The organism is Arcticibacter sp. MXS-1, assembly GCF_041902385.1.
GTDB lineage: Bacteria > Bacteroidota > Bacteroidia > Sphingobacteriales > Sphingobacteriaceae > Arcticibacter.
This window is the reverse complement of the sequence record NZ_CP169244.1, coordinates 3,751,282-3,773,699: the sequence shown is the minus strand read 5'-3', so window position 1 is coordinate 3,773,699 and position 22,418 is coordinate 3,751,282. Positions and strand designations below refer to the sequence as shown.

Sequence of the window (22,418 nt, the reverse complement as noted above, 5' to 3'; positions counted from 1 at the left end):
AAAAACTACCCTATTTTCTAGCTACTATCTGTTTTAAATACTTGTTGATGAACTCGGGATAAAATTGAAGAGCGTAAATAAGTGTATTGGCTGCGTTAACTTTTAGCTCGCGGTACAATACCAGTTGGCCGGCTGCAAAGCCAACGATGTTGGATAAAAGTGTCGCATAGGCGGCGCCGATCACGCCAAAACGCCTGATGAAGAAATAATTCATGGCCAGGTTAAGCGATGCCGTAAACAGAACGATAGAGAACGTGGTCTTTGTTTTTCCTGCTGAATCGAGTACTGTTCCGCACTGCCTTCCGAAAGGGATCAGCAGGCAATAAAAAACGGTGATCCGCAACAGGGGCACTGTATCAGCGTACTTTCCTCCTGCTATAAATTCAACCACATAGCCTGAAAAGAAAAAATAAAAAAGAGCCCCGGAATAAAGATAGCCAGAATAGTGCCGACCGATTTTTCATACAGGTACTTCACAGCTCCCGGGCCCTCGGTCTCCAGGCGCTTGGCGCTCTGAGGAAAGACGATGGTTGCAAGGGCGTTGGTGGGAATATCGACCAGATTGATGATCCGCACCGCCACGTTGAATGCTGCAGAAGCAACAGGCGACAGAAGCGCGCCCAGCATCATCTGGTCAATGGTGCCGGAAAGTATGGAGCTAACGGAAGTTCCGAAAGCATACTTCCCGTAATGAAAAAGCTTTTTTATCCAATCCACGCTTAGTGAAAATTTGAACGATAAATGCTGCCTGACATAGTATCCGGCCACCAGAAGGCTGACAAACGCCGCAACAATCTGCATGTATACGAGATTAGTGAGATTAAGTTCATGCTTTGTTAAAAAACAGATCAGCACGTACAAAAAGAACAAAGCCTGACGAACAAAGGAACTGGCAAACACGCCCGAATAGTTGAGGTTAGCCTGCTCGATGCAGTTGAACTGGGAGAGGATGCCCGACAGGATATACATCACGTTAAAGGCGTAGAGCATGTGCACCAGTTCGGGCGACTTCCACAAGCCGGCAAGCCAGGGCGCCAGGGTGAGATTAAGGACGATGCAGACCAACGTTAAACCTCCGCTTATAACAAAGGAGGCTGACACGATCCTTGGGTGCTCGCTGCTCTCTGTGCCGGATATGAATTTAATGAGGCCATTCTGTACCAGTCCGCTTCTGACGATCTCCAGGATGGTAATAGCCGACATGTAAAGCGTCCACACGCCGAAATCATGCTTGCTCAGAACCCGGACCAGAAGATAAAAGCCGCCAAGGCCAAAAAGCACTCCCGCCATGTTCTGCATGATGGTCAGAAAGCCCGACTTCAGCCAATAAAAACCGTTCGTTTTTTCTTTCATTTAATGTTATTCCCCTTTTACAAAATGGCTCTGCACATACATTTTCAACTCATCATCGTTCCGGGCATGCAAAATGCGTGCGCCCGAAAGCTGTGGATATAGTTTATGATAGCAGCCAAAATGATGCTCCGGGCCTTTCCTCGACAAGATGAGGTTCAGTCCTCCAAAATAGCTTGCGAGCGTTGCTGTTCCCCCGTGAATGGAGACAAAATGCTCAGAATTGGCGTATACCATCAGCTGAAGATGATTGAAGTTGCTGGCATTAGCTTTGTTCTCTTTATAGAGATCTTCAAGCAAGACTACCTCCGGATGCATCTTTTCGAGCCACTCGTATTCGTTCAGATCGTAAATATCACTATTGTCGGTTGTGATATGCTGCGGACGGGGCCTGTTGTAAACGATGGTAAACTTCTCCCTCAGGGTGTTGATGAGGTAAGACAGCGTCGGGATATCAAAAAAGCTTATTGGCGGTCCGTCCCATTCCATATTGTACCGGTTGGCTATCACCAAAATGGGTTTTTCAAAAACATATACATCGTTCCGGTAGTGACTCTTAAGCGGAACAGGCAGCCATTTGCTCATGTTGTAATCATGACTGTACAGCACCCTGGGCGTTTCAAAGTTATAGTTGCCCTCATTGGTACGGACCTCGTACTTTTCGCTGTGATCGGGCGAAAAGAAATAGAGCTCCTTGGTGAACCTGGACGATTCTGTTTTCTTCAGGGTGCCGTTCTTATAGTGCCAATAGGCAAAAGGCAACACAAACTGAAGCTCCGGGGCAAATTCGCCATCGAAAGAGATGGTTTTATAGCGCTTCTTGCTGATATAGTCACGGAAGAAATACTTGGTCTGAATAAGTCTACAATAGTAAGTATCCCGATAGAAGTAGCGGAGGCTAATGTCCTTTTTACCATGCCTTATTAAAACATATAAGCTTATTATCTTCTTTAAAACCTTCTCAAACATTTTCTCTAAGTTACAGGAGCCCGCGAGTCTCACTTGCCAATCAAATATTCCTTTATACGTGAAGAGTGTAACTGTACCCTACTTATAAGCGCCTTTAAAATTCCTCCTTCAGCTATCAGGCGGCGTGAAGAGGTAAAGACCCGGGCTGCCGGATGCCTTACCAGAAACAACCGACCGCGCCTTTTCAGGTTGATCGCCATCCTGCCATCTTCAGACTCATCCACAAAGTCTGCGCTTCCTTTAGCGTTACTGAACTTTCTGATCTTCTCAACGTTAAACCCACCCGTCTCTCTTCCAATATTGCTGACCAGCCCCATGTTAAATCCAAGAACGTTCAAATGTTCCCGGTTTGACTTGCGCATCAGGATGGCAATGCCAGCCATCCGTTCGTAGAACCAAAGAAAAGCCCGACTACTTCCCGGCGGAGGAACAAAGGAATATCTGCCGTATACACCAGTGATGTTCTCATTGGCGATCATTGGTGCTGTCATTAACTCCATCCAGCGGGGTGGATAAAAAGTATCAGCATCAGCGCACAGATAGTACTTTCCTTTGGCTTTCTCCAGTCCCATTTGTCGGGCAAACGCAATCCCCTGCAGAGGCTGGAAGTAGCTGATAACTCCCAATTTATCCAGCACCTCTTGTGTATGATCAGTCGAATTATTATTTATAACTACAATTTCAACTTTCAGAGAGGTTTCGTTGAAGGCAAGCGAGGACAACGCCCTGTAGATATTATCACCTTCGTTCCAGGCAGGTATTACAACGGAAACATCCGGATTGGGGTCCCTGAAGTTCTGCAGTCTGGCTTTCAACTGATCAATCTCCTGAGCAGTTAGATCACCAAAACGCTTGCCAGTGTAACAATGTGGACGTATCCACGTAGGAAGGGTTAATAACGACATATTGCTCATCCTTGTAGTAGTTGTAGCAATGTCAAGTGACGATGCTGTTTTTTGATTTTAGGTCTTATACCAGCATCGGATACATAATGTTACAGTGAGCTTAGCATAAATTATGAACATTATGAACGGAATCATAAAATGACGAACATTTTTGCCAACCATCCTTTAGTAATTGTAACCGTTTGCGACGATCATTATTCGCCTTTACTCGCCGCTCTGCTTAAGTCAATCGAGCTCAATTACAAGCAGAACCAGGACATTCTGGTATACGTAATTAGCGACAAGATTCGTCCAAAGAACCAAAAGAGACTGGAAGCGTCGATAAGTTCAGCGTTGATGACAATCAATTGGATTGATCTGGAGGCCTGCATTCCTCCCAATGCCAAGCTACCTACTGATCGGAGTTCGTACCCTTTGAATATATATGCGCGACTATTTATTCCGGATATTCTCCCTGCTACTCTTAATAAGGCCTTATATCTGGATGTAGACATGATTTTGACTGCCGACGTCACTGAGTTATGGAACACCGACATAGAGAGCTGCTTCTTAGCAGCGGTTCAGGATCAAATGATTAAAACCGTATCGAACAGTTGGGGCGGAATACTTAATTACCGCGAATTTGATCTTAGCGCGGACACTCCTTACTTTAACACCGGACTTTTGTTGATCAACACGAAACGGTGGAGAGACGAGCATTTGGCGCAGAAAGTACTCAACCTGATATCGGCTAATAAACAGTATGCAAATTATCCGGACCAGTACGGCCTGAACATAGTACTCGCCAATAAGTGGAAAAAACTCGACAAAACATGGAACACGTTCGCGTCCGAGACCGGCAGCCCGCCATCTCTTATACACTTTACTTCGAGGAAACCCATTTATAAAACATTTCGCGGAAATCCGGCATTCAGAACGTTGTTTTTTGATTACCTCGAAAAAACAGCATGGAAGGGACTCAGACCAATCGGGGAATTTGAACGATATTTGAAGAAAATAAGTAATGTACTGCAGAAATATACCCGGCTTCTACACTAATACATCTTATCTCACAATGCGGCCTTGAAGGTCATTACTCGTGTTTATTTTAATTGCATAATAAAAGACAAACCCTGTTCACTTTTTTGCGTACAACAATAATTATCCATTTAACAATTAAAGGCATCACAGCGGCATGGTAAAATCAGAACCATCTTCAACAATTCTCCTCATCGCTTTTGCTCTTTTTTTGGTGACGTTTGGTTGTTTCTCACTGCTTATCTACGAAGACATAAGCTTACTGAAAGAACAACAGCAACAACAGATAGCGCAGCTCCGCACTATCAGAAGTCTTGAACAGACGGAGGAATATGTTAACAGTTTAGTACAGCCGAATAAAAGCCGTGGCGGCGTATTGCACAAAACAACTTCTTGGTCAGCCGTTCAACACAAATTGACTACCTCGGTCTCGCAGATGCGGAAGCAGCACAGTTACTTAAACAGGTCTCAGTTTGAAGAACTACAGAAGGAAATCACGGCATTGGCGAACCTCGTCCCGGCAAGTAGCAATGACCCCGTACCCACAGCCTCGGCTACCTCGTCTCTTACCAAAATATCAGTCATCGTCGGGCAGCTGAAAAAAGATGTTTATAACGCTGAACCAGTTGATTTCTTAGTACTAACGCGGACCCGCGTCTATATAATACTCCTCATTATTTCTATTGTCGTAATATTTCTGATGACTATTTTTTCTCTTATAAGCAAAAATATCATCAGGAGAAAAAATGCCGAGGAGCGGAACAGGAGGAACGAGATAAAGTTAAATTCACTCTTTCAGCAAAGCCCGGTGATGTTTATGATTTTAGACCCATATAGTCTGGAGGTCCTGGACATCAACAACAGTGCTGCATCTTTCCTCGGCATGACAGCAGCGGACGTAACTGGAAAACGAACTTCTGACCTTGGTATATTAAGCGCCCCCGGCGATCTTGACCTTCTGTTCCGTGTCGTGACCGAAAGTACTCAGGTAAAAGATCATTTGTCTGTCGTTACGAAAAAGAATGCTGACGAATGCTACATAACCTGCAATATTGATCGGGTTGATTTGGGCGATCAGGCGGCTCTCTTTGTCGCTTTTTTTGACGTCACAATGCAGAGAGAAGCAGAATCGTTAGTAAAAGGCAACCAGGACGTTTTCGCTACATTGTTTTATAAAAGTCCGACGATCCTTGCCCTGGCCGATATAGAAACCGGAGCGATACTAGAGGTGAATGAAAAGCACGAGGAGTTCTGTGGCTACAGCCGGGAAGAGGTGTACGGAAAAACACCTCTGGAACTCGGACTCTTTGAGGATGCCCCGCTGGGCTCGCAAATTCTCGAAGAATTTCGTAAGCAAGATCATTACCAGACAAAAATGGACCTCTCTATCGTATCTAAGTCAGGAGAAAGAAAGCCGGTCAGCTATTCGGCAGATACAATAAAATTAAATGGGAAACGCCAAAAGCTGGTAGCGATACAGGATCTTGTCGACGTAAAAAAAACGGAGGCCATGCTAAAGAAGAGTGAAGAGATCTATTACAGCCTTTTCTATAAAAGTCCGGTAATTCTTTGCATTTCTGATGCCGATTCAGGCCTCTTTATCGATGTAAACGAGAACTTTTGTAATCACTTTGGATACAAGAAAGAGGAAATAATTGGCCGGGATAGCTTAGCCCTAAACATTTGGCCGGACTATAACCTGCGGGGTGAGATACTGGGAGAGTTGAGAAAGGGGACAGCTGTAGTCAACCGACAGATGTATCTGATGAATAAGGCACAGCAGGCTCTTTGTTTGTATGGACATATTGACCTGATCCATATCGACGGTAGTGAATGTATGATATGCGCTTTTATTGACGCTACCGAGGAGAACAAGGCGCGAATGGAAATTTTGAAACTGAACCATATCTTAGAACAAAGGGTAATAGAAAGAACGAAGGAAATCAGAGATTACAAATACGCACTCGACGAGTCGGCTATTATTGCCATCACCGATAAACACGGCTTAATCCTGCACGTAAATGCAAATTTCGTTCTACTGTCCGGTTATCATAAACAAGACGTATATGGCCGGAAAGTGACACTATTGTTAAAAATCAAAGACAACGAGCTAGAAGAGTCCATCTCTAATTGTATTCGTACGGGTAAAGTTTGGAAAGGGGAAGTTGAGCAAAAAACAAAAACGGGGACCGAATATTGGACCTACACACACGTAATTCCATTTCTTGACGGCGATGACAACCCGTACCAGTACCTTTTTATAGGGTGGGACATCACCCAAAAGAAAGTTGCTGAGCTAGAAAATGAGCAGGTTACGAGAGACCTGATACAACGAAATAAAAACCTGGAACAGTATGGTTATATTATCTCTCACAACCTGAGAGCACCCTTATCCAATATTCTGGGCATTATCCAGCTCTTCCAGTCCGTTGAAATAACAACTGAGGAACGGGAAGCATTAGGAGCAGACTTAATGAAATGTGGATCACAGCTAGATCAAGTCATTACGGACCTGACGGCTATCCTGCACACAAGCCGAGATCTGGCAGAGGCAAAGGAAGAAATACACCTTGAAAGTCTCGTCACCTCCGTTACTAGTACGCTAGTACCCGCATTTAAAAGAGAAGCCGCTATCCTCAATTGTGATTTTAGAGAGCTTGAGACCATTTATTCCATCAGAAGCTATCTCACTAGCATCTTATACAATCTGATCAGCAACAGCATTAAATATAGAAATGAATATGAGGTACCACTGATTGAAATAAAGGGATTTAAGACAGAAGGTAAAGGTATGATCTGCTACTCAGACAACGGACTTGGAATGGACCTTGAAAAATACGGCGATAAGGTATTCGGACTCTATAAGCGGTTTCACTCCCACAAACACGGACGGGGCATGGGACTGTTTATGGTAAAAACGCAGGTTGAAACCCTGGGAGGTAAGATCACTATACAAAGTGAGGTACAGAAAGGAACAAGGTTTACGATTGAACTCCCGCTCGTGCAGGCTTAAAGTCGACAGACCGACAACAATCGTCGTCATTAGCAGTAAGCATTAGAGGTCAAAGCTATTCCTCTATCCTTGCTCTCGTAACGATCTTTTTCACTACATCGTCCAGTTGAGTGGCGCTTTGCTCCAATAATCTGACCAGGCTTCTTTCATCTTCGCCGAGATGATGAGCCGACAACAAGCGCGTGAGAGCTATAATGTTGGCAAGTGGAGCTCGCACAAGGTGTGACTGGTAGAAGGCCACTTCATTCAGGGCCTGGTCTTTCCTGAGGCCATCCTCCTCGGCCCTCTTCTTTCTCGTGAGCAACTCTTGTTCATACTTGCGCCGGTCGGCCACGTGTAAGATGGAGGCATGAACAACAATGTTGTCTTTTGTATCTTTTTCTACTCGTGCACTAAAGAGACATGGAATCGCCTTTCCACGCACTACTATCTCCAGACTGATTTCCCGAACTTCTTTACTGAGCTGAAGGATAGGAAGAACAAACAAGTTATAATAGAGTTTACCACCGCTGTTTAAGAAAGAAGTGAAACTACGGGTGTGCAACGTTCTTTCGTCCAGACCTAATAATTCAAGAAGACAAGCATTAGCATTAAAAATATCTCCTTCAAGCGAGTAGGATAACAGGCCTACCGGTGAGGAATGATATAGACGACTGAAGTCAACCCTACCCGTTTGATTGTCCATCCGTCACTGTGTTAATATAACTCCTTACTGCTTCAATCGTTTCTTCAGGCGCACTAACATGAGGACAGTGGCCGGTTGCAGACATTTGTACCAGGGTGTTGAGAGACATGTTCTGTTGCATGAACGACCCGACTGAAGGCGGAGCAAGCATATCGGCAGCGCACTGCAGCGTCAGGCTGGGAACCTTCAGGTATTTAAGATCTTCGCGGCAGTCAGAGAAAAAGGTTACCCTGGCAAAGTCGCGCGCGATATCGGGGTCCATTGCACAAAAGCTGCCCGTCAGCTCCTCTCCCAGTTCGGGGCGGTCTTCATTGCCCATGATCAAGGGAGCCACTGTGCTTGACCAGCCCAGATAGTTGTTCTCAAGCATCCGGAAGAGCGACTCGAGGTCCTCCCGTTCCATTCCGCCCACATAGTCCCCGTCATTGATGTAACTCGGCGAGGGCGCAACAAAGATCACTTTAGAAAAGCAATGGGGACATTTGATAGCAGCCTTCATGCCGATCATACTGCTCACCGAATGACCGATGAAGATCACGTCGCGCAGCCCGAGCGCCTCTATAATATCAAGAACATCTTGAGCATATCCGGATAACGTACTGTAACGTTGCTTGTTATAGGCTTCCAGATCGGACCTGCCGGAACCGACATAGTCAAACAAGACCAGCCTGTATTGCTGCTCAAAGGCCCTAATGAAGTACCTCCAGACATTCTGATCGCAACCGAAGCCATGCGCGAGCATGAGCGTGAGCGGCCCCTCGCCCTTCACGAGAACGTTATTTCTCTTTATAATATCCTCCATACGAAAACGGCAATTACCGTTCTCTTTATACGAAGAGATGCAGCTCGTGTTACTCTTAATTAACAATTGGAATTACTGAAAGGGCGCTGCGTAATGCCTGCCTAGTTCTTTACCTGCTGTACAGCCTGGGCCTGTTCTTTTACTGCTTCTGTTGCTACAGCTTCAGCCGGTGTGGCCTGACCAGCAGGTGCTCCTTTCTCCTCCGCTACTTTGGCTGCGGCCGGCGTGCCCTGAGCAGCAGGTGCTGGTTTCTCCTCTGCTACTTTGGCTGCGGCTACCGGCGCTGCATTTGCCGGCGCGACTGCAACAGCGCCTGATGGGGCCTGAACGGGGGCCTTCTCAGATTTCGCTAAAGGGGAAGAAGCCGGGGCCACAGGTTTTTTATAGGTCTGCAGTTCGGCAAGAAGCGCCTCCCGCTCGGAGGCTAGTCCTTTCCCCTGCACCTCGAGACTATCGATATTTTTCTTTAAGGCTGCCTTTTCTCCCTCCAGTGCAGTGATCAGTGAGTTTCTGGAACTCAGCGAATCGCGCAGCAACTCGTATTTACTCTCCAGACGTTTAATGACTTCGTCGTGTGCTTCCTGCGCTCCCTCAAAACGCGCAAGCTTGATCTGTAACTGCTGCAGGCTTTCACTTTTCGACAGCAGAGACCTCTGCAGGCTGTCTGCCTTTTTGGTCAGAATCTGGATCAGCTCCTTTTTACTTTGACCTGCAGCCGTAGCGAGGAACAAAGCGCTTGCCATGAACGTTAAAACGAAAACTCTTAATCTTGTCATCTCATTTCTAATTTACCGGTTAACAGATTCACTTTATTTTTGAGCACATAAAATACTGCACCTCAGCGCATTGAAATAGATCAACAAGTCTCTTATTTGAAAAGTTTAGATGAGGAAGATTTTTTTCAACATCTTTTCGCCCTGATGTCCCTCTGCCGAAGGCGGGCTAAAAGCGGAAAGAAGCGCCCAGAAAGCAGGTGCGCTGAGCATCGTGCTGCAGGCCGTAATTGAGGCCTGCGTCGAGCTTAACATCTTTGGCGACCTCAAGCTGAAGTGCAGCGTTCAGGTAATTCGTCCAGTGGTGCTGTTTGGTATCGTAGGTGTAATAAGTCTCAAACACGCCCTGTACCTTGCTGGCAAAGTCGTGGTTGACAGAAAGAGACTGCAGAAGCTCGGTATGCACACCCTTATCATCATCGTCTCTTTTCCGGTCGCCCTCCACCTGCACGCCGATCTCCCAGGAGTCAGACACTTTGAAATTCATGGGGATCAATAATCCTCCCTCATAGAGGTCCGACTCATCATAACGGGCGGTAGGAAACGTGACGTAGGGCAGAACAGCAAGGGAAAACGTACTCTCGGGACTACCAATAAGGGTCCTCTTTACGCGGAGGGTAAGGTCGCCGATCCCGCGGGTAGTCTGGCTTTCTCCCCCTGCCAACTGAGTTACCTTTCGCCTGCCGTAAGACTCCAGACCGATCTGCAGATCGGTCTGGCTGAACAGGCCGATCTTAACGATGGCATTGTTGTAGAGGAGCGTTACTTCGCGCTCTTCATCATTGGTCTGCCTGCTATACGAGGCCAGATCAGTCTCTACCTGAAGATGTCCGGCACCTACAACAAATGGCGTCTCTGTTACTCCCGGCCTGTCCGTGTACATTTCGCCGAGCGAATGCGCGGGGACCGGATTGAAAAGGGACCACTTGCCGGAGGGGCTCTCCTGCGCAAGCGAAATAAAGGGCAACAAGAGCAGGCAGCCGACGGCCGCGGAGAAACTTATCTTCATAATCTTCCGTGGACCTGAACTTATGCAACCTGAAACGGAATTCCTTTGCCTCCTTTTACAATTCGCATCTGGGGCGGAGTGTAAGTGGATTTGATTTCTGTCTTGATGGAAACGTAAAGGCGGAAAAACTGGGTTCTTTTTATGGTGAAGATTTTCATAGATGCTTTTTTTCTTTACTACCCTAATGATGCAAAAGCTGTGCCGCTATGGAATTTCCCGCACAGATGCATGCCATTATAAAATTTATCCACTGATAGTCTGACCATTATTCACCGATTCGAATAATGCAAAAACCAAAGCTGCCCGCCGGTGTTAACACATCTTATTTGCCGCTGTGTTCAAAATTCAGGACGCATCTTTTATACATAGGATAATTATGCTTAAAAGCTATATTTGGCAAACGCAACGCCTGCATCGTAATGATATTAATAGTTGACGACAAACCTGAAAATGTTTTCTCTTTAAGAAAGATCCTCGAACTGAACAACTTTGCCGTAGACTCTGCGCTTTCCGGCGAGGAAGCATTAAAAAAGATCCTCAAGAACTTCTATTCACTCATCATTCTGGACGTGCAAATGCCAGGCATGGACGGCTTTGAAGTGGCCGAAAACATTACCGGCTACAGCAAATCAAAGGATATTCCTATTATCTTTCTCTCGGCGGTGAACACCGACAAGCGTTTTATCACCCGTGGATACGCCTCCGGAGGGATCGACTACATCACGAAGCCTGTTGATCCCGATATTCTGCTCCTGAAAGTAAAGACCTTGCATCGCCTCTATGAACAGACCCGTCAGCTGAACGACACCCAGCTGGCGTTGCGGGCAGAGATTGAATTCAGGAAACAGGCTCAAAGTGAGCTGCGCGAACGAGTACAGGAACTCCGCTCCATCCTTGAGAGCATTCCGCAGATTGCCTTCACTGCGAAAAGCACCGGCGAAATAGAATTTGTAAACCAGAAGTGGTTCAGCTATTCGCCGTCGGAATCTGTCTTCCCGGAAAACCATCCAGACGACGCAGACATTGCGCAGCAATTCTCCCGTGCGGTAGCCACAGGCCAGCCCCTCGAAATGGAAGTACGCATCAGGCAGCTGCATTCAGAATACTTTCGCTGTCACCTGCTCCGCGTAACTCCTGTCAGCGAGCGGCAGGACGCTGTTAAATGGGTCGGAACCTTTACCGATATAGAAGAACAAAAGCAGGCTGAGAAAAGAAAAGACGAGTTTCTCAGTATCGCCAGCCACGAGCTCAAGACCCCCTTACCAGTATCAAAGCGTACATCCAGCTACTGGAACGTTCGTTTGACCCCGCTTCAGGCCAGACGTCTGAAACAAGTAAATACATCGGACGTACTCAGCTTCAGATCGAAAAGCTGCACAACCTGATCGCTGACCTTCTCGACGTGTCTAAAATTGAAAGTGGTAAATTAAAGTTCAACAAAAAGGTGTTCGACTTTGAACCGGTCCTGGAGAGCACCATCGACATTATCCGGCAAACCAACAAAGAAGTAACCGTGGTCAGGACGGGCAGCGCTGCAGTTCGCATTTATGGCGACGAGATCAGGATAGAACAGGTGATCCTCAATTACCTCACCAACGCCATAAAATACTCGCCGGATAGTAAGGAAGTGCAGGTTGAAAGTGAGATCTCAGACGGGCAGCTCTTTGTCCGGGTGAAGGACTTCGGCGTCGGTATCGCCCCGGAAAAAAAGGACAACATTTTTAAAAAATTCTACCGTGTAGAAGAAACATCTCACCGTTTCCAGGGCCTGGGTATCGGCCTTTATATCTGCTCTGAAATTATTAAACGACACAACGGAACATTTGGAGTAGAAAGTGAGCTCGGAAAAGGATCAATTTTTTATTTTAGCATTCCAATCTACCACGATTCTAAAAAGCTCATTGAGTTTGATAATTAGAAGCAGGTATTAGGGACTTCATATTTTTCTCTTAACATGAAAGGCACAATCACAAAAAACCTGAGAGTTGGTTACGGACTTTCTCTTTTGCTTTTAATGATCAGTTCGGTTGCATCTTATGTGAGCATCAGCAACTTGCTCGACAGCGCAAAGATGGTGAACCATACCAACGAGCTGATCATTGAGCTGGAGTATACCGTCTCCGTACTGAAAGATGCAGAAACCGGACAGCGGGGCTATCTCCTGACAGGAATTGAAGAGTTCCTTGGCCCCTATAGGGGATCGTTCGACAAGGCTGTCAGCTCAATAAATAAAGTCCGCCAGCTTGCCGGCGACAATCCGGCTCAGCAGAAAAACTGCGATGAGCTGGAGAATATTATAGAGAGGCGCCTAAAAAGGTTAGACTTAGTGATCAATCAAAAGCGAAATAACATCGTGATCACCACCAATGACCTGCTGGAGGGCAAGACCTACATGGACCAGGCACGCCGGGTTGTAAAACGGATGGAAGATATTGAGCAAACGGCGCTGACTTCCCGTACAGAAAAACTGAACCGCTTTTCGAGCTATACTCCCATCCTGATCGTTCTGGCCGCTATCATGTCATTCATCATTACCATTTACTCGTATCTGCGCGCAAAGAAAGATTTTGAGCAGCGCTCTGCGCTTTATGACGAACTGCAGGAAAAAGATCAGGACATCAGCCGGAGAATTGAACTGATAGAAGGAATTGCGGATAAGATTTCGGCAGGCGACTATGCCATCAGAGTGGTGGACGACGAAGAGAAAGACTCGCTGGGGAGCCTTGCAGCCTCTCTGAATAAAATGGCACAGTCGCTCGAGTACTCATTCAACCTGCTGTCGGATAAAGAGTCTCTCCAGGCTGGTATAGCGGGTCTGAATGACAAGATGATCAGCGTGACCGATCTTGACCAGCTGACGCAGAATATTCTGGAATACGTGGTAGGCTACAGCAAAAGCCGGGTGGGCGCTTTATATTTAACTCAGGACGAATCTAACTTGCAGTTGAGCGCCTCGTATGCCCTCTCTGCAGATAAAGCACAAACAGTGGTGAGGCTGGGTGAAGGCCTGGTCGGACAGTGTGCTCTGGAGCAGCGATCAATCCTGCTCCGGGATATTGAAGAGACCGATTTTGTGCTCAACACCACCAGCGGAGATATCAAACCGCGAACCGTCATTGCGTTCCCTTTGCTTTTTGAAAACCGACTGAAAGGGGTAATTGAACTGGGTGCAATAAAGGAATACAGTGAGCTGGAACTGGAATATTTCAGGAGTATTGCGCATAATACAGGCATCGCCATCAACACGGCCGAAAGCAGAAGACGGCTGCAGGAGCTCCTCGAAGAGACGCAGGCCCAGTCGGAAGAATTACAGGCGCAGCACAGCGAGCTGGAGAACCTCAACACGGAACTGGAGGCGCAGGCCCAGAAGCTCCAGGCCTCTGAAGAAGAACTAAAGGTTCAGCAGGAAGAACTGCTGCAGGCCAATCAGGAACTTGAAGGGCGGAGCAAGATGCTGGAAGAAAAGAACCAGCTCATTGTGGAACGGAACCTCGACATCCAGAAAAAAGCGGAAGAACTGGAACAGAGCACCAGATACAAGTCCGAATTCCTCGCCAACATGTCGCACGAGCTGCGCACACCGCTCAACTCCATCCTCCTGCTCTCGCGCCTTCTCTCTGAGAACAATGAGGAAAACCTGAGCGACGAGCAGGTAGAATATGCAAAAGTGATCCAAAGCTCCGGCAACGGCCTGCTTTCTCTGATTGACGAGATCCTTGACCTTTCTAAGATTGAGGCTGGCAAGATGGACCTGGAGTATGCTGATGTGGCGATGCGTGACATTGTTACCGACATGCGCTCGCTGTTCCTGCCGATCGCCAGGGAAAAGAACCTCGAATTTATTACCGAAGTATCGCCGGCTTGCCCTGAGGTGATACGGACTGATAAAATGCGCCTTGAGCAGATCTTAAAGAATCTGTTGTCGAATGCCCTGAAGTTTACCGCCAAGGGGAATGTCAGCATATTAGTCGACGAAGGGCCCAGGGAAGACTTTATTCAGTTTACCGTGAAAGATTCGGGAATTGGCATTGCAAAAGAAAAACAGGATCATATCTTCGAAGCCTTCCAGCAGGCAGATGGCTCTACACGGCGGAAGTATGGAGGCACCGGACTGGGGCTTTCCATCAGTCGCGAGCTGGCCAAGCTGCTTGGCGGTGAGATCTTACTCACGAGTGAACCGGGTACGGGAAGTGAATTTACCGTAGTAGTGCCGGTGTCCCCTGAAATTGTAGTGAAGCCGCAAGAGGCCGCTGAGCAGGAATCGCGTCCTGTGCTGCCTGTGCCGGTTCCGGTTAAACCCGCAGAGACGGCCGAGAAGAAGAAGTATGTGGTGCCGCTGATTCCGCAGCAGGTCAAGGACGATCGCGAAACACTGAGCCCCGGCGATAAGCTGATCCTCATTGTTGAAGACGATACGAACTTTGCCAAAGCGCTGGTGGAGTACACGCACCGCAATAATTATAAGGCCGTTGTTGCCGTTCGGGGCGACGAAGGACTGGAGCTGGCCCGCCTCTATAAGCCGCTGGCAATTCTGCTCGACATCCAGCTCCCCGTGAAGGACGGCTGGGAAGTAATGGAGGAACTGAAAGGAGATCCCGAGACCCGCCATATCCCTGTACACATCATGTCGTCAATGGAAGTAAAGAGAGAGAGTCTGATCAAGGGCGCTATTGACTTCATCAACAAGCCGGTGGCCATTGAGGAGATGAAAAAGATCTTTATCAAGATCGAAGACGCCCTCAACAGATTTCCAAAGAAAGTACTCATCATTGAAGAGAATCCGAAGCATGCCAAGGCGCTGGCGTATTTCCTTGAGTCATCGAACGTTAATTCGGAGATCAAGGGCTCGGTGGCTGAAGGCGTAGACGCCCTCACAAAGGACGACATCAATTGCGTGATCCTGGATATGGGCATCCCTGATATTGCCGCGTACGAGACGCTGGAGACCGTTAAAAAGACGCAGGGACTGGAGAACCTGCCCATCATCATCTTTACGGGTAAGAATCTTTCGAAGGCGGAGGAAAGCAAGATCAAACAGTACGCCGACAGTATTGTAATGAAAACTGCACACTCCTATCAGCGCATTCTCGACGAGGTGGCGCTCTTCCTTCACCTGGTAGAAGAAAAAGAAAAACCGGAGAAAGAACCTGAACGCAAGAAGAACCTGGTACAGCTGAACGAAGTGCTGAAAGGAAAGACTGTACTGATTGCCGACGACGATGTGCGGAATATCTTCTCGTTAACCAAAGCGCTGGAACAATTAAAAATGAAGGTAATATCAGCCACAGACGGAAAAGAAGCCCTTCGAGTGCTCGACGAAAACCCGCAGACTGATGTGGTGCTCATGGACATGATGATGCCCGAAATGGATGGATATGAAAGCACAAGCAGGATCAGAAAGAACCCGCGCTTCAGAAATCTTCCGATCCTTGCCGTTACAGCCAAAGCCATGGTGGGAGACCGCGAAAAATGCATTAAAGCCGGCGCTTCTGATTATATTTCAAAGCCGGTGGATGTAGATCAGCTCATTTCTCTACTCCGCGTCTGGTTGTATGATAAATCGATGTAAACAAGGAAATGCCTAAACAAATATTGATAATTGACGACGAGCCACGCAACATTTTTGCCCTCGTTGCGGTACTGAAAGCCAGAAAATATGGATGCATAACTGCCTCAAGCGCGGAGGAAGGACTTGCTATTTTAAGAGACAGGCAAGACATTGGCATAATTCTTATGGATATGATGATGCCTGAAATGGACGGGTACGAAACGATTGGAAAAATTAAAGAGGACAAGAAGCTGCCTGACATTCCAATAATTGCGGTAACGGCCCAGGCAATGGTCGGCGATAAGGAAAAGTGTTTGAGTGCAGGAGCCGATGATTACATTGCCAAACCGATTAACGTGGAGGCGTTAGTGGCTCTTTTAAATCAGTATTTGCAGTAGTTGAATGGAGCAAAGTGTATTGCAGGATAACGACATCGAGATTCTATTAAATGACTTATTTGAGGTTTACGGGTACGACTTCACGGACTACTCAAAGGCCTCCATCAGACGAAGGGTAAACCGCCTTTTTACACTCGACCGCTTTCTCAGCTTTGCGGAGTTCAGGTACAAGATCAAGTACGATCCGGAGTACCTGAAGCGGTTTGTTGAACAGATCACGGTAACAGTAACGGAGATGTTCCGCGATCCGCTTTTCTACAAAGCCCTGCGCGAGCATATTCTTCCGGTACTGGGCACTTATCCCTTCATCAGGATATGGCACGCCGGCTGCTCGAGCGGCGAAGAGGTGTATTCGATGGCTATTCTGCTTAAGGAAGCCAACTTATTGCATAAGTCTCTTTTATACGCCACGGACATCAATCCAGAGGTGCTCGACCGGGCCCGGAAAGGGATCTTCCCCCTTGTCCAGATGAAGCAATATTCAGAAAACTACATCCTGTCGGGAGGCAAGAAAGAGTTCTCGGGCTATTATACTGCGATATACGACAAGGTGCTGTTTGATGAGTCGCTGCGCGAGAAGATGATCTTCTCTACTCATAATCTGGTGTCGGACCGCTCTTTCAATGTCTTTCAGCTCATCCTGTGCCGCAATGTGCTGATCTATTTCGATAAGGATCTGCAGTCGAGGGTGTTCGACCTTTTCGAAGAAAGCCTTGAAAACCTCGGATATCTGGCACTAGGCTCCAAGGAGACGCTGCGTTTCTCTACCATCGCCCCCCGGTTTAAGCAGGTAGACAAGGAGAAAATATGGAGAAAAATAGCATAAGGAGAATAACCGAAGCGGTGGTGATCGGCGGGTCTGCGGGAAGCCTCGATGTGATCCTTAAAACCCTCCCCTCGCTGACAACGAAGCTGACATTTCCGGTTATTGTTATCCTCCACCGGAAGAGCTCCTTTGACTCAAATCTCAGTACGCTGTTTGCGGGCAAGACTTCGCTCCGGGTGAAAGAAGCGGAAGAGAAAGAGGAGCTCCTCGCCGGCACCATCTACCTCGCCCCTGCCGATTATCATTTGCTGGTGGAAAAAGACGGGAGCTTATCAGTCGATTACTCTGAAAAGGTCAACTACTCCCGACCTTCTATTGACGTAACCTTTGAAACGGCGGCAGAAGCTTTTCGGGAAAATACGGTAGGCATTCTTCTTTCAGGCGCCAATGCCGACGGAGCGCTTGGCTTAAAAGCCATTCACTCGAAAGGCGGCATCACGGCCGTCCAGAATCCCGAGACGTCTGAAATCGCCTATATGCCTAACCAGGCGCTCGCTCTCGGCACAGTCGATTATATTCTGAATAATGATGAGATAGCTTATTTCATCAATAAGCTATCTGAATACCGCAGTAAACATCAGTCTGAATAGACCGAACGGATCGCCTCTCTTAAGTTATAGCGGGAGGCCATTACTTCACCATAGGCACCAGCAGTGCGAATGGCGATGATGTCGCCCCTTTCTGAATCAGCCAGCTCCACTTCTTTGCCGAAGCAGTCGGTCGACTCGCAGATCGGTCCCACTACATCATACTTCAGCACCTGACTGCCAGCTTCGCCTTCCAGCCTTTCAATCTTGTGATAAGCCTGATAAAGGGCGGGGCGCATCAGCTCAGTCATTCCGGCATCCAAAACGAGGAAGTTCTTCTTAATCCCCTTCTTTACGTACAATACCTTACTGATCAGCGTACCGCATTGCGCTACCAGCGCACGTCCAAGTTCAAAGTGAACTTCCTGGCCAGCCCTCCGGTCGAGGTACCGGTCGAAAATAGCAAAATAAGCGGCAAAGTCGGGGATGGCGTTCTCGTCGGGATGGTAGTAGTCTACGCCCAGGCCACCGCCAACGTTGAGTACGTTGAGGTTGAATCCGCGCTCTTCAAACCAGGTCTTGATCTCATTCACCTTCACACACAGGCTTTTGAACACGTTCATATCGGTGATCTGCGAACCTACATGAAAATGAATTCCTTCCAGCCACAGGTTTCCGGCCTTAGTCAGCACCTCTGCGCAATCGGCAAGTTCCCATTGATTGATTCCAAACTTGTTCTCAGCCAGGCCGGTCGTGATATTATGATGGGTGTGGGCGTCGACGTTCGGATTGATGCGCAGGGCCACACGTGCACGCTTACCTTTTGCTGCGGCCAGTGAATTGATCACCTCCAGCTCCTGAACGGACTCTACATTGAAGCAGAAAATATCAAAATCCAGCGCTTCGTTGATCTCCTTATCCGCCTTACCTACTCCTGCAAAGACGACCTTTGAGGGATCAAAACCAACCTCAATGGCCTTACTTACTTCATTTCCGCTCACACAGTCCGCTCCAAACCCTGCATCCCTGATGAGCTGCAGTACTCTGGCATTGAAGTTCGCTTTCAGCGCATAGTGCACGTGAAAGCCGTAGGGCTGTGCGGCAGTCCGGCAAGCTTCCAGTGTGGCCTGCAGAAGCTGCAGATCGTAATAATAAAAAGGAGTCTGTGCAGACTTTAGCTTGTCTGTTAAGTTATTTAAAGAAGACATCTGAGCAATTCTTAAGAGGCTGTCTCAAAACCGAGTACATGCTCTTTTTGTTGTTATAATTTCAATTACAAGCATTTACACTGAATGGCTTTGCACCAGGCACCGCCGTTCAGTGTAAATGAATTTGAGACTTTGCTGTTTAAAGATCCTTTGGAAACGGCCCTGCCTTTAAAACAAACGATCATGCAGGCTTCTTAGTGCCTCTGTTTTATCTTCTGCATTAACAAGCAGGGAGATATTGCAGTTGCTGGCCCCGTAAGAGATCATCTTGATGGAGATATGCTTCAAGGAATCAAAAACGCGCGCCGCGAAGCCGTGCGACTCGAAAGAAAAGTCGCCCACCACGCAAACGATGGTCTGATCATTCTCCACCTCCACTGATCCGAAGTCTTTCAGATCATTCAATATTTCGCTGAGATAGGTCGTCTCGTCAACCGTTACCGATACCGCTACTTCTGAAGTGGTGATCATGTCGATCGGGGTCTTGTAGCGTTCAAAGATCTCAAACACCTTCCGCAGGAAGCCATAGGCCAGTAACATGCGGCTTGAATGGATCTTGATAGCCGTGATGCCATCTTTCGCGGCGATGGACTTGATCTTGCCTTTCTCGCTCTCGTTAGTGATCAGCGTTCCGGGTGCAGAGGGCTCCATGGTGTTGAGCAGACGTACGGGTATCTTATATTTCTGGGCAGGAAACACGCTTTGAGGATGGAGGATCTTGGCACCAAAATAAGCAAGCTCTGCTGCCTCATCAAACGAAAGCTGCGCAATTGGCCGGGTACCTTTCACAATTCGGGGGTCATTGTTATGCATCCCGTCGATGTCGGTCCAGATCTGAACCTCGTCAGCGCGGATCGCCGCACCGATCAGGGAAGCCGTGTAATCACTGCCCCCTCTTCTTAAGTTATCGATCTCGCCGAACGAATTCCGGCAGATATATCCCTGCGTGATAAACAAGGTCTGGTCGGCCTTCTGGTCAAGTAATGGCTGCAGTCTGGATCCGATGTATTCAATCACCGGCTCATTGTCCTCATCGATCTTCATGAAGTCGAGGGCAGGCAGCAGGACTGACCTGATACCGATCTCAGTAAGATAGAAATGATAGAGCGTGGTTGAAAGCAGTTCTCCCTGTGCCAGTATGATCTTTTCTTCAACAGGAGTAAACAAATCAGTTGAAAAAGAACCAATTAAAGTAAAGTGATAATCAATCAGTTCCTTTCCGTTGTGGCGGCCTTCGTCAGAAGCAAAGAGCTCGTCTACAAACACCTTATACTTTTCGTAAAGTGCGTCGGTGAGCTGCTTCGCCTTTCGCTTATCGCCGTTTAAATAAGATTGTGAAATTTCAACAAGGCTGTTTGTTGTTCCGGCAACAGCCGACAGTACTACAATTTGCTTTTCATCTGGGCGGATAATACTAAGCAACTTTTTCATCCGCTCGGGGCTACCTACTGATGTCCCTCCGAATTTTAAAACTTTCATCTTCTATTTTTACGGCTTTTTGTTTGACGGGAAGAACGATATTTCCCGAATTAGCCGCTAAAAATAGTTAAAAGCAGGAGATTCTATAGGGATATTTCATCTTTTTTGAAGATTTCGGACCGCAGCGCATCACTTTCCTTCCTCCTCTGCAACAAGCCCCTCTGGCCATGTAATCCACATTCAGCGCCTTTCTCAGCACAAATATCTATATTGGCCGCAAATGTCAGAGAACGCCGGTAAGGGAGGAGAAAAAACAGAACTTCAGAGGCAGCTGGGCCTGCCCGAAACATTGTCTATTGTAGTGAACCGCATCATCGGGTCAGGAATTTTCAGAACTCCTGCTCCCATTATGATGATCACCGCTTCGGTCTCCATGTTCTACGGAGCCTGGATATTAGGGGGAATTGCCACCATGCTGGCCGCATTGTGTTATGCAGAGCTGGTAGCCATGATACCGAAATCGGGCGGGCCTTACGTCTTTCTGAAAGCCGCTTACCCGCCGGTGGTAACCTTTTTACGGGGCTGGGCCATGTTCTTTGTCTCCGAAACCGGCGCCATAGCAGCGGTTGCCCTGTTCTTTTCAGAAAATACGGTATCCCTGTTTCTCTCCGGCCCGGCGAAGCTTCCGGTAGCAGGCCTGGCCATTGCGATTGTCATGCTGCTGACGTTTATCAATTCGCTGGGCATCAAGCTCAGCGGCAAGCTGCAAAACATCTTTAGCCTCCTGAAGGTGGCTATCCTCGTGCTGATCATTGCGACCGCCTTTTCCAGGGGAATACATACTGCTCACTTCAGCACCGGCGCAACGGCAGTAACCGGCTGGGCTGCCGTCCAGGCTGTCTTTACGGCCATGCGCTACTGTTTCTTCGCCTATAGCGGATGGGAAGGCGCCACCTATGTGGCAGAAGAGGTAAAAAATCCTTCGAGGAACCTGCCCCTGTCTCTGTTCCTTGGCATAGGCAGCGTGATGCTCTTATATCTGCTCATCAACTCGGCATATATCAACCTGCTGGGGCCTGGCGCGATGGCTGCATCAAAAGCTGTTGCAGTAGACTCTATGAAGGCAATCCTGGGCAGTGCCGGAGCGCTTGTGGTAGTGGGGGCGATCATGATTAATACGTTCAGCAATGTCAATACGCAGATCTTTGTGAAGAGCAGGACCTGGTTTGCCATGTCACGTGATCAGCTGTTCTTCCGCCGGCTCGCCTCCCTGCACCCCAAATACAAAACGCCCAATTACGCCCTCTATGCTCAGGCCCTGTGGGCGGCACTGCTCATCGCCTTTTCTACCCTCGCCCAGAGCGCATATGAAGCAGTGATTGATTACTTTTCGTTTACATCGGCTGTGTTTAACGTGCTGACCTTTGCATCAGTCTTTATCCTCCGAAAGAAATATCCTTCTCTAGCCCGGCCTTATAAAGCCTGGGGCTATCCCTTTACGCTGATCCTCGTTCTGCTGATCCAGATCACCTTTATGGTGGTTACGCTGACCACCGCTTTTATTCCTTCACTTCTCGGAATAGCCCTTACTGGTACGGGTCTCCTGTATTACCGGTACTGCGTGCCCCGCAGCGTTAAAGATGAGGCTACTGAGACACCGCTCTGATAGCGGCTCCCAGACGCTCTACCACTTCGTCGTCAAGGGTTCCGTCTTCCTGCTCCCAGCACACCGGTTCATCGCAGGTGAGCTGCAGGGTGCAAAGATGTTCATCATTTAATACAAGTACGTACCGCGTATCGCAGGGCACCACCAGCAGACGAACGTAATCGCCGCTATCGTACAGGTCGGCCTCTATATAGAAAGGCTCATCCGGTGCCTGCTGTTGTTCGTCTTCAAATAGCAAATCGTCAACCATACCAATATCAACAGACTGGCGCCTGCTTTTGTTGGATGTCTCCGTCATGCGGC

20 protein-coding genes are annotated in these 22,418 nt (G+C 47.8%); 9 read left to right on the top strand and 11 right to left on the bottom strand.

Translation table 11 applies throughout. The features are described from left to right. Positions 1 to 10: 10 nt before the first annotated feature. The 4 genes from ACES2C_RS16320 to ACES2C_RS16305 are packed head-to-tail and all read right to left on the bottom strand — an operon-like array spanning position 11 to position 3,224. Complete coding sequence (locus ACES2C_RS16320; protein ID WP_374164137.1) at positions 11 to 391, bottom strand: polysaccharide biosynthesis C-terminal domain-containing protein; 381 nt, start codon at positions 389 to 391, stop codon at positions 11 to 13. Next, positions 376 to 1,353: an oligosaccharide flippase family protein gene (locus tag ACES2C_RS16315; protein ID WP_374164136.1), complete on the bottom strand. Its 978-nt coding sequence runs from the start codon at positions 1,351 to 1,353 to the stop codon at positions 376 to 378. Before ACES2C_RS16315 ends, ACES2C_RS16320 begins: the two co-directional genes overlap by 16 nt. A gap of 6 nt (positions 1,354 to 1,359) precedes the next feature. Further along, positions 1,360 to 2,319 carry a hypothetical protein gene (locus ACES2C_RS16310; protein WP_374164135.1) on the bottom strand — a complete coding sequence of 320 codons (960 nt, stop codon included), beginning with the start codon at positions 2,317 to 2,319 and terminating at the stop codon, positions 1,360 to 1,362. A 29-nt stretch (positions 2,320 to 2,348) separates the two neighbouring features. After that, positions 2,349 to 3,224, bottom strand: a complete 876-nt coding sequence (locus ACES2C_RS16305) for a glycosyltransferase family 2 protein (protein ID WP_374164134.1) — start codon at positions 3,222 to 3,224, stop codon at positions 2,349 to 2,351. A gap of 138 nt (positions 3,225 to 3,362) precedes the next feature. On the opposite strand from ACES2C_RS16305, the gene ACES2C_RS16300 reads away from it, so the two are divergent. Together ACES2C_RS16300 and ACES2C_RS16295 are read left to right on the top strand one after the other, a co-directional pair. Beyond that, positions 3,363 to 4,262 carry a glycosyltransferase family 8 protein gene (locus tag ACES2C_RS16300; RefSeq protein ID WP_374164133.1) on the top strand — a complete coding sequence of 300 codons (900 nt, stop codon included), beginning with the start codon at positions 3,363 to 3,365 and terminating at the stop codon, positions 4,260 to 4,262. 136 nt (positions 4,263 to 4,398) lie between these two features. Beyond that, the gene (locus tag ACES2C_RS16295; protein ID WP_374164132.1) at positions 4,399 to 7,254 is read left to right on the top strand and encodes a PAS domain S-box protein; all 2,856 of its coding nucleotides are present in this window, start codon (positions 4,399 to 4,401) and stop codon (positions 7,252 to 7,254) included. 55 nt (positions 7,255 to 7,309) lie between these two features. Here ACES2C_RS16295 and ACES2C_RS16290 read toward each other — a convergent pair whose 3' ends face one another. The 4 genes from ACES2C_RS16290 to ACES2C_RS16275 all read right to left on the bottom strand — a co-directional run bounded on the left by ACES2C_RS16290 (position 7,310) and on the right by ACES2C_RS16275 (position 10,523). After that, positions 7,310 to 7,939, bottom strand: coding sequence for a hypothetical protein (locus ACES2C_RS16290; RefSeq protein ID WP_374164131.1), 630 nt, complete (start codon positions 7,937 to 7,939; stop codon positions 7,310 to 7,312). Continuing rightward, complete coding sequence (locus ACES2C_RS16285) at positions 7,920 to 8,741, bottom strand: alpha/beta fold hydrolase (RefSeq protein ID WP_374164130.1); 822 nt, start codon at positions 8,739 to 8,741, stop codon at positions 7,920 to 7,922. The genes ACES2C_RS16290 and ACES2C_RS16285 overlap by 20 nt, the downstream gene beginning before the upstream one ends. A 101-nt stretch (positions 8,742 to 8,842) precedes the next feature. Further along, positions 8,843 to 9,517, bottom strand: a complete 675-nt coding sequence (locus tag ACES2C_RS16280; RefSeq protein ID WP_374164129.1) for a hypothetical protein — start codon at positions 9,515 to 9,517, stop codon at positions 8,843 to 8,845. Positions 9,518 to 9,683: 166 nt separating this feature from the next. Further along, positions 9,684 to 10,523, bottom strand: coding sequence for a transporter (locus ACES2C_RS16275; RefSeq protein WP_374164128.1), 840 nt, complete (start codon positions 10,521 to 10,523; stop codon positions 9,684 to 9,686). Positions 10,524 to 10,942: 419 nt separating this feature from the next. Here ACES2C_RS16275 and ACES2C_RS16270 point away from each other — a divergent pair, with 419 nt between their 5' ends. From ACES2C_RS16270 to ACES2C_RS16245, 6 genes are read left to right on the top strand one after another with little or no spacing between them, the layout of a single operon-like run. Next, entirely contained in the window at positions 10,943 to 11,908 is a 966-nt protein-coding gene (locus ACES2C_RS16270; RefSeq protein WP_374164127.1) for a response regulator, read from the top strand. Further along, entirely contained in the window at positions 11,791 to 12,441 is a 651-nt protein-coding gene (locus ACES2C_RS16265) for a sensor histidine kinase (protein ID WP_374166970.1), read from the top strand. Before ACES2C_RS16270 ends, ACES2C_RS16265 begins: the two co-directional genes overlap by 118 nt. Positions 12,442 to 12,477: 36 nt before the next feature. Then, positions 12,478 to 16,092 (top strand): response regulator, encoded by a 3,615-nt coding sequence (locus ACES2C_RS16260; protein WP_374164126.1) that lies wholly within the window; start codon positions 12,478 to 12,480, stop codon positions 16,090 to 16,092. An 8-nt stretch (positions 16,093 to 16,100) separates the two neighbouring features. Continuing rightward, positions 16,101 to 16,469, top strand: a complete 369-nt coding sequence (locus ACES2C_RS16255) for a response regulator (protein ID WP_374164125.1) — start codon at positions 16,101 to 16,103, stop codon at positions 16,467 to 16,469. Between the two features lie 4 nt (positions 16,470 to 16,473). Then, the gene (locus ACES2C_RS16250) at positions 16,474 to 17,295 is read left to right on the top strand and encodes a protein-glutamate O-methyltransferase CheR (RefSeq protein WP_374164124.1); all 822 of its coding nucleotides are present in this window, start codon (positions 16,474 to 16,476) and stop codon (positions 17,293 to 17,295) included. Beyond that, positions 17,277 to 17,885, top strand: coding sequence for a chemotaxis protein CheB (locus ACES2C_RS16245; RefSeq protein ID WP_374164123.1), 609 nt, complete (start codon positions 17,277 to 17,279; stop codon positions 17,883 to 17,885). The genes ACES2C_RS16250 and ACES2C_RS16245 overlap by 19 nt, the downstream gene beginning before the upstream one ends. Here ACES2C_RS16245 and lysA read toward each other — a convergent pair. Further along, complete coding sequence (lysA, locus tag ACES2C_RS16240; RefSeq protein ID WP_374164122.1) at positions 17,873 to 19,030, bottom strand: diaminopimelate decarboxylase; 1,158 nt, start codon at positions 19,028 to 19,030, stop codon at positions 17,873 to 17,875. The genes ACES2C_RS16245 and lysA overlap by 13 nt on opposite strands. 168 nt (positions 19,031 to 19,198) lie before the next feature. Beyond that, the gene (locus tag ACES2C_RS16235) at positions 19,199 to 20,509 is read right to left on the bottom strand and encodes an aspartate kinase (RefSeq protein WP_374164121.1); all 1,311 of its coding nucleotides are present in this window, start codon (positions 20,507 to 20,509) and stop codon (positions 19,199 to 19,201) included. Between the two features lie 220 nt (positions 20,510 to 20,729). Here ACES2C_RS16235 and ACES2C_RS16230 point away from each other — a divergent pair, with 220 nt between their 5' ends. Next, a complete protein-coding gene (locus ACES2C_RS16230) occupies positions 20,730 to 22,115 on the top strand; it encodes an APC family permease (protein ID WP_374164120.1) in 1,386 nt (461 codons plus the stop codon). On the opposite strand, the gene ACES2C_RS16225 is transcribed toward ACES2C_RS16230, so the two are convergent. Continuing rightward, positions 22,096 to 22,413 (bottom strand): hypothetical protein, encoded by a 318-nt coding sequence (locus ACES2C_RS16225; protein WP_374164119.1) that lies wholly within the window; start codon positions 22,411 to 22,413, stop codon positions 22,096 to 22,098. The two genes, ACES2C_RS16230 and ACES2C_RS16225, sit on opposite strands and share 20 nt — an antisense overlap. Between the last annotated feature and the right edge of the window lie 5 nt (positions 22,414 to 22,418).

Coding starts and splice junctions, on each gene's coding strand:
- ACES2C_RS16315 (WP_374164136.1), bottom strand. CDS start 1,353: ATGAAAGAAAAAACGAACGGTTTTTATTGGCTGAAGTCGGGCTTTCTG.
- ACES2C_RS16310 (WP_374164135.1), bottom strand. CDS start 2,319: ATGTTTGAGAAGGTTTTAAAGAAGATAATAAGCTTATATGTTTTAATA.
- ACES2C_RS16305 (WP_374164134.1), bottom strand. CDS start 3,224: ATGTCGTTATTAACCCTTCCTACGTGGATACGTCCACATTGTTACACT.
- ACES2C_RS16300 (WP_374164133.1), top strand. CDS start 3,363: ATGACGAACATTTTTGCCAACCATCCTTTAGTAATTGTAACCGTTTGC.
- ACES2C_RS16295 (WP_374164132.1), top strand. CDS start 4,399: ATGGTAAAATCAGAACCATCTTCAACAATTCTCCTCATCGCTTTTGCT.
- ACES2C_RS16290 (WP_374164131.1), bottom strand. CDS start 7,939: ATGGACAATCAAACGGGTAGGGTTGACTTCAGTCGTCTATATCATTCC.
- ACES2C_RS16285 (WP_374164130.1), bottom strand. CDS start 8,741: ATGGAGGATATTATAAAGAGAAATAACGTTCTCGTGAAGGGCGAGGGG.
- ACES2C_RS16280 (WP_374164129.1), bottom strand. CDS start 9,517: ATGACAAGATTAAGAGTTTTCGTTTTAACGTTCATGGCAAGCGCTTTG.
- ACES2C_RS16275 (WP_374164128.1), bottom strand. CDS start 10,523: ATGAAGATAAGTTTCTCCGCGGCCGTCGGCTGCCTGCTCTTGTTGCCC.
- ACES2C_RS16270 (WP_374164127.1), top strand. CDS start 10,943: ATGATATTAATAGTTGACGACAAACCTGAAAATGTTTTCTCTTTAAGA.
- ACES2C_RS16260 (WP_374164126.1), top strand. CDS start 12,478: ATGAAAGGCACAATCACAAAAAACCTGAGAGTTGGTTACGGACTTTCT.
- ACES2C_RS16255 (WP_374164125.1), top strand. CDS start 16,101: ATGCCTAAACAAATATTGATAATTGACGACGAGCCACGCAACATTTTT.
- ACES2C_RS16250 (WP_374164124.1), top strand. CDS start 16,474: ATGGAGCAAAGTGTATTGCAGGATAACGACATCGAGATTCTATTAAAT.
- ACES2C_RS16245 (WP_374164123.1), top strand. CDS start 17,277: ATGGAGAAAAATAGCATAAGGAGAATAACCGAAGCGGTGGTGATCGGC.
- lysA (WP_374164122.1), bottom strand. CDS start 19,030: ATGTCTTCTTTAAATAACTTAACAGACAAGCTAAAGTCTGCACAGACT.
- ACES2C_RS16235 (WP_374164121.1), bottom strand. CDS start 20,509: ATGAAAGTTTTAAAATTCGGAGGGACATCAGTAGGTAGCCCCGAGCGG.
- ACES2C_RS16230 (WP_374164120.1), top strand. CDS start 20,730: ATGTCAGAGAACGCCGGTAAGGGAGGAGAAAAAACAGAACTTCAGAGG.
- ACES2C_RS16225 (WP_374164119.1), bottom strand. CDS start 22,413: ATGACGGAGACATCCAACAAAAGCAGGCGCCAGTCTGTTGATATTGGT.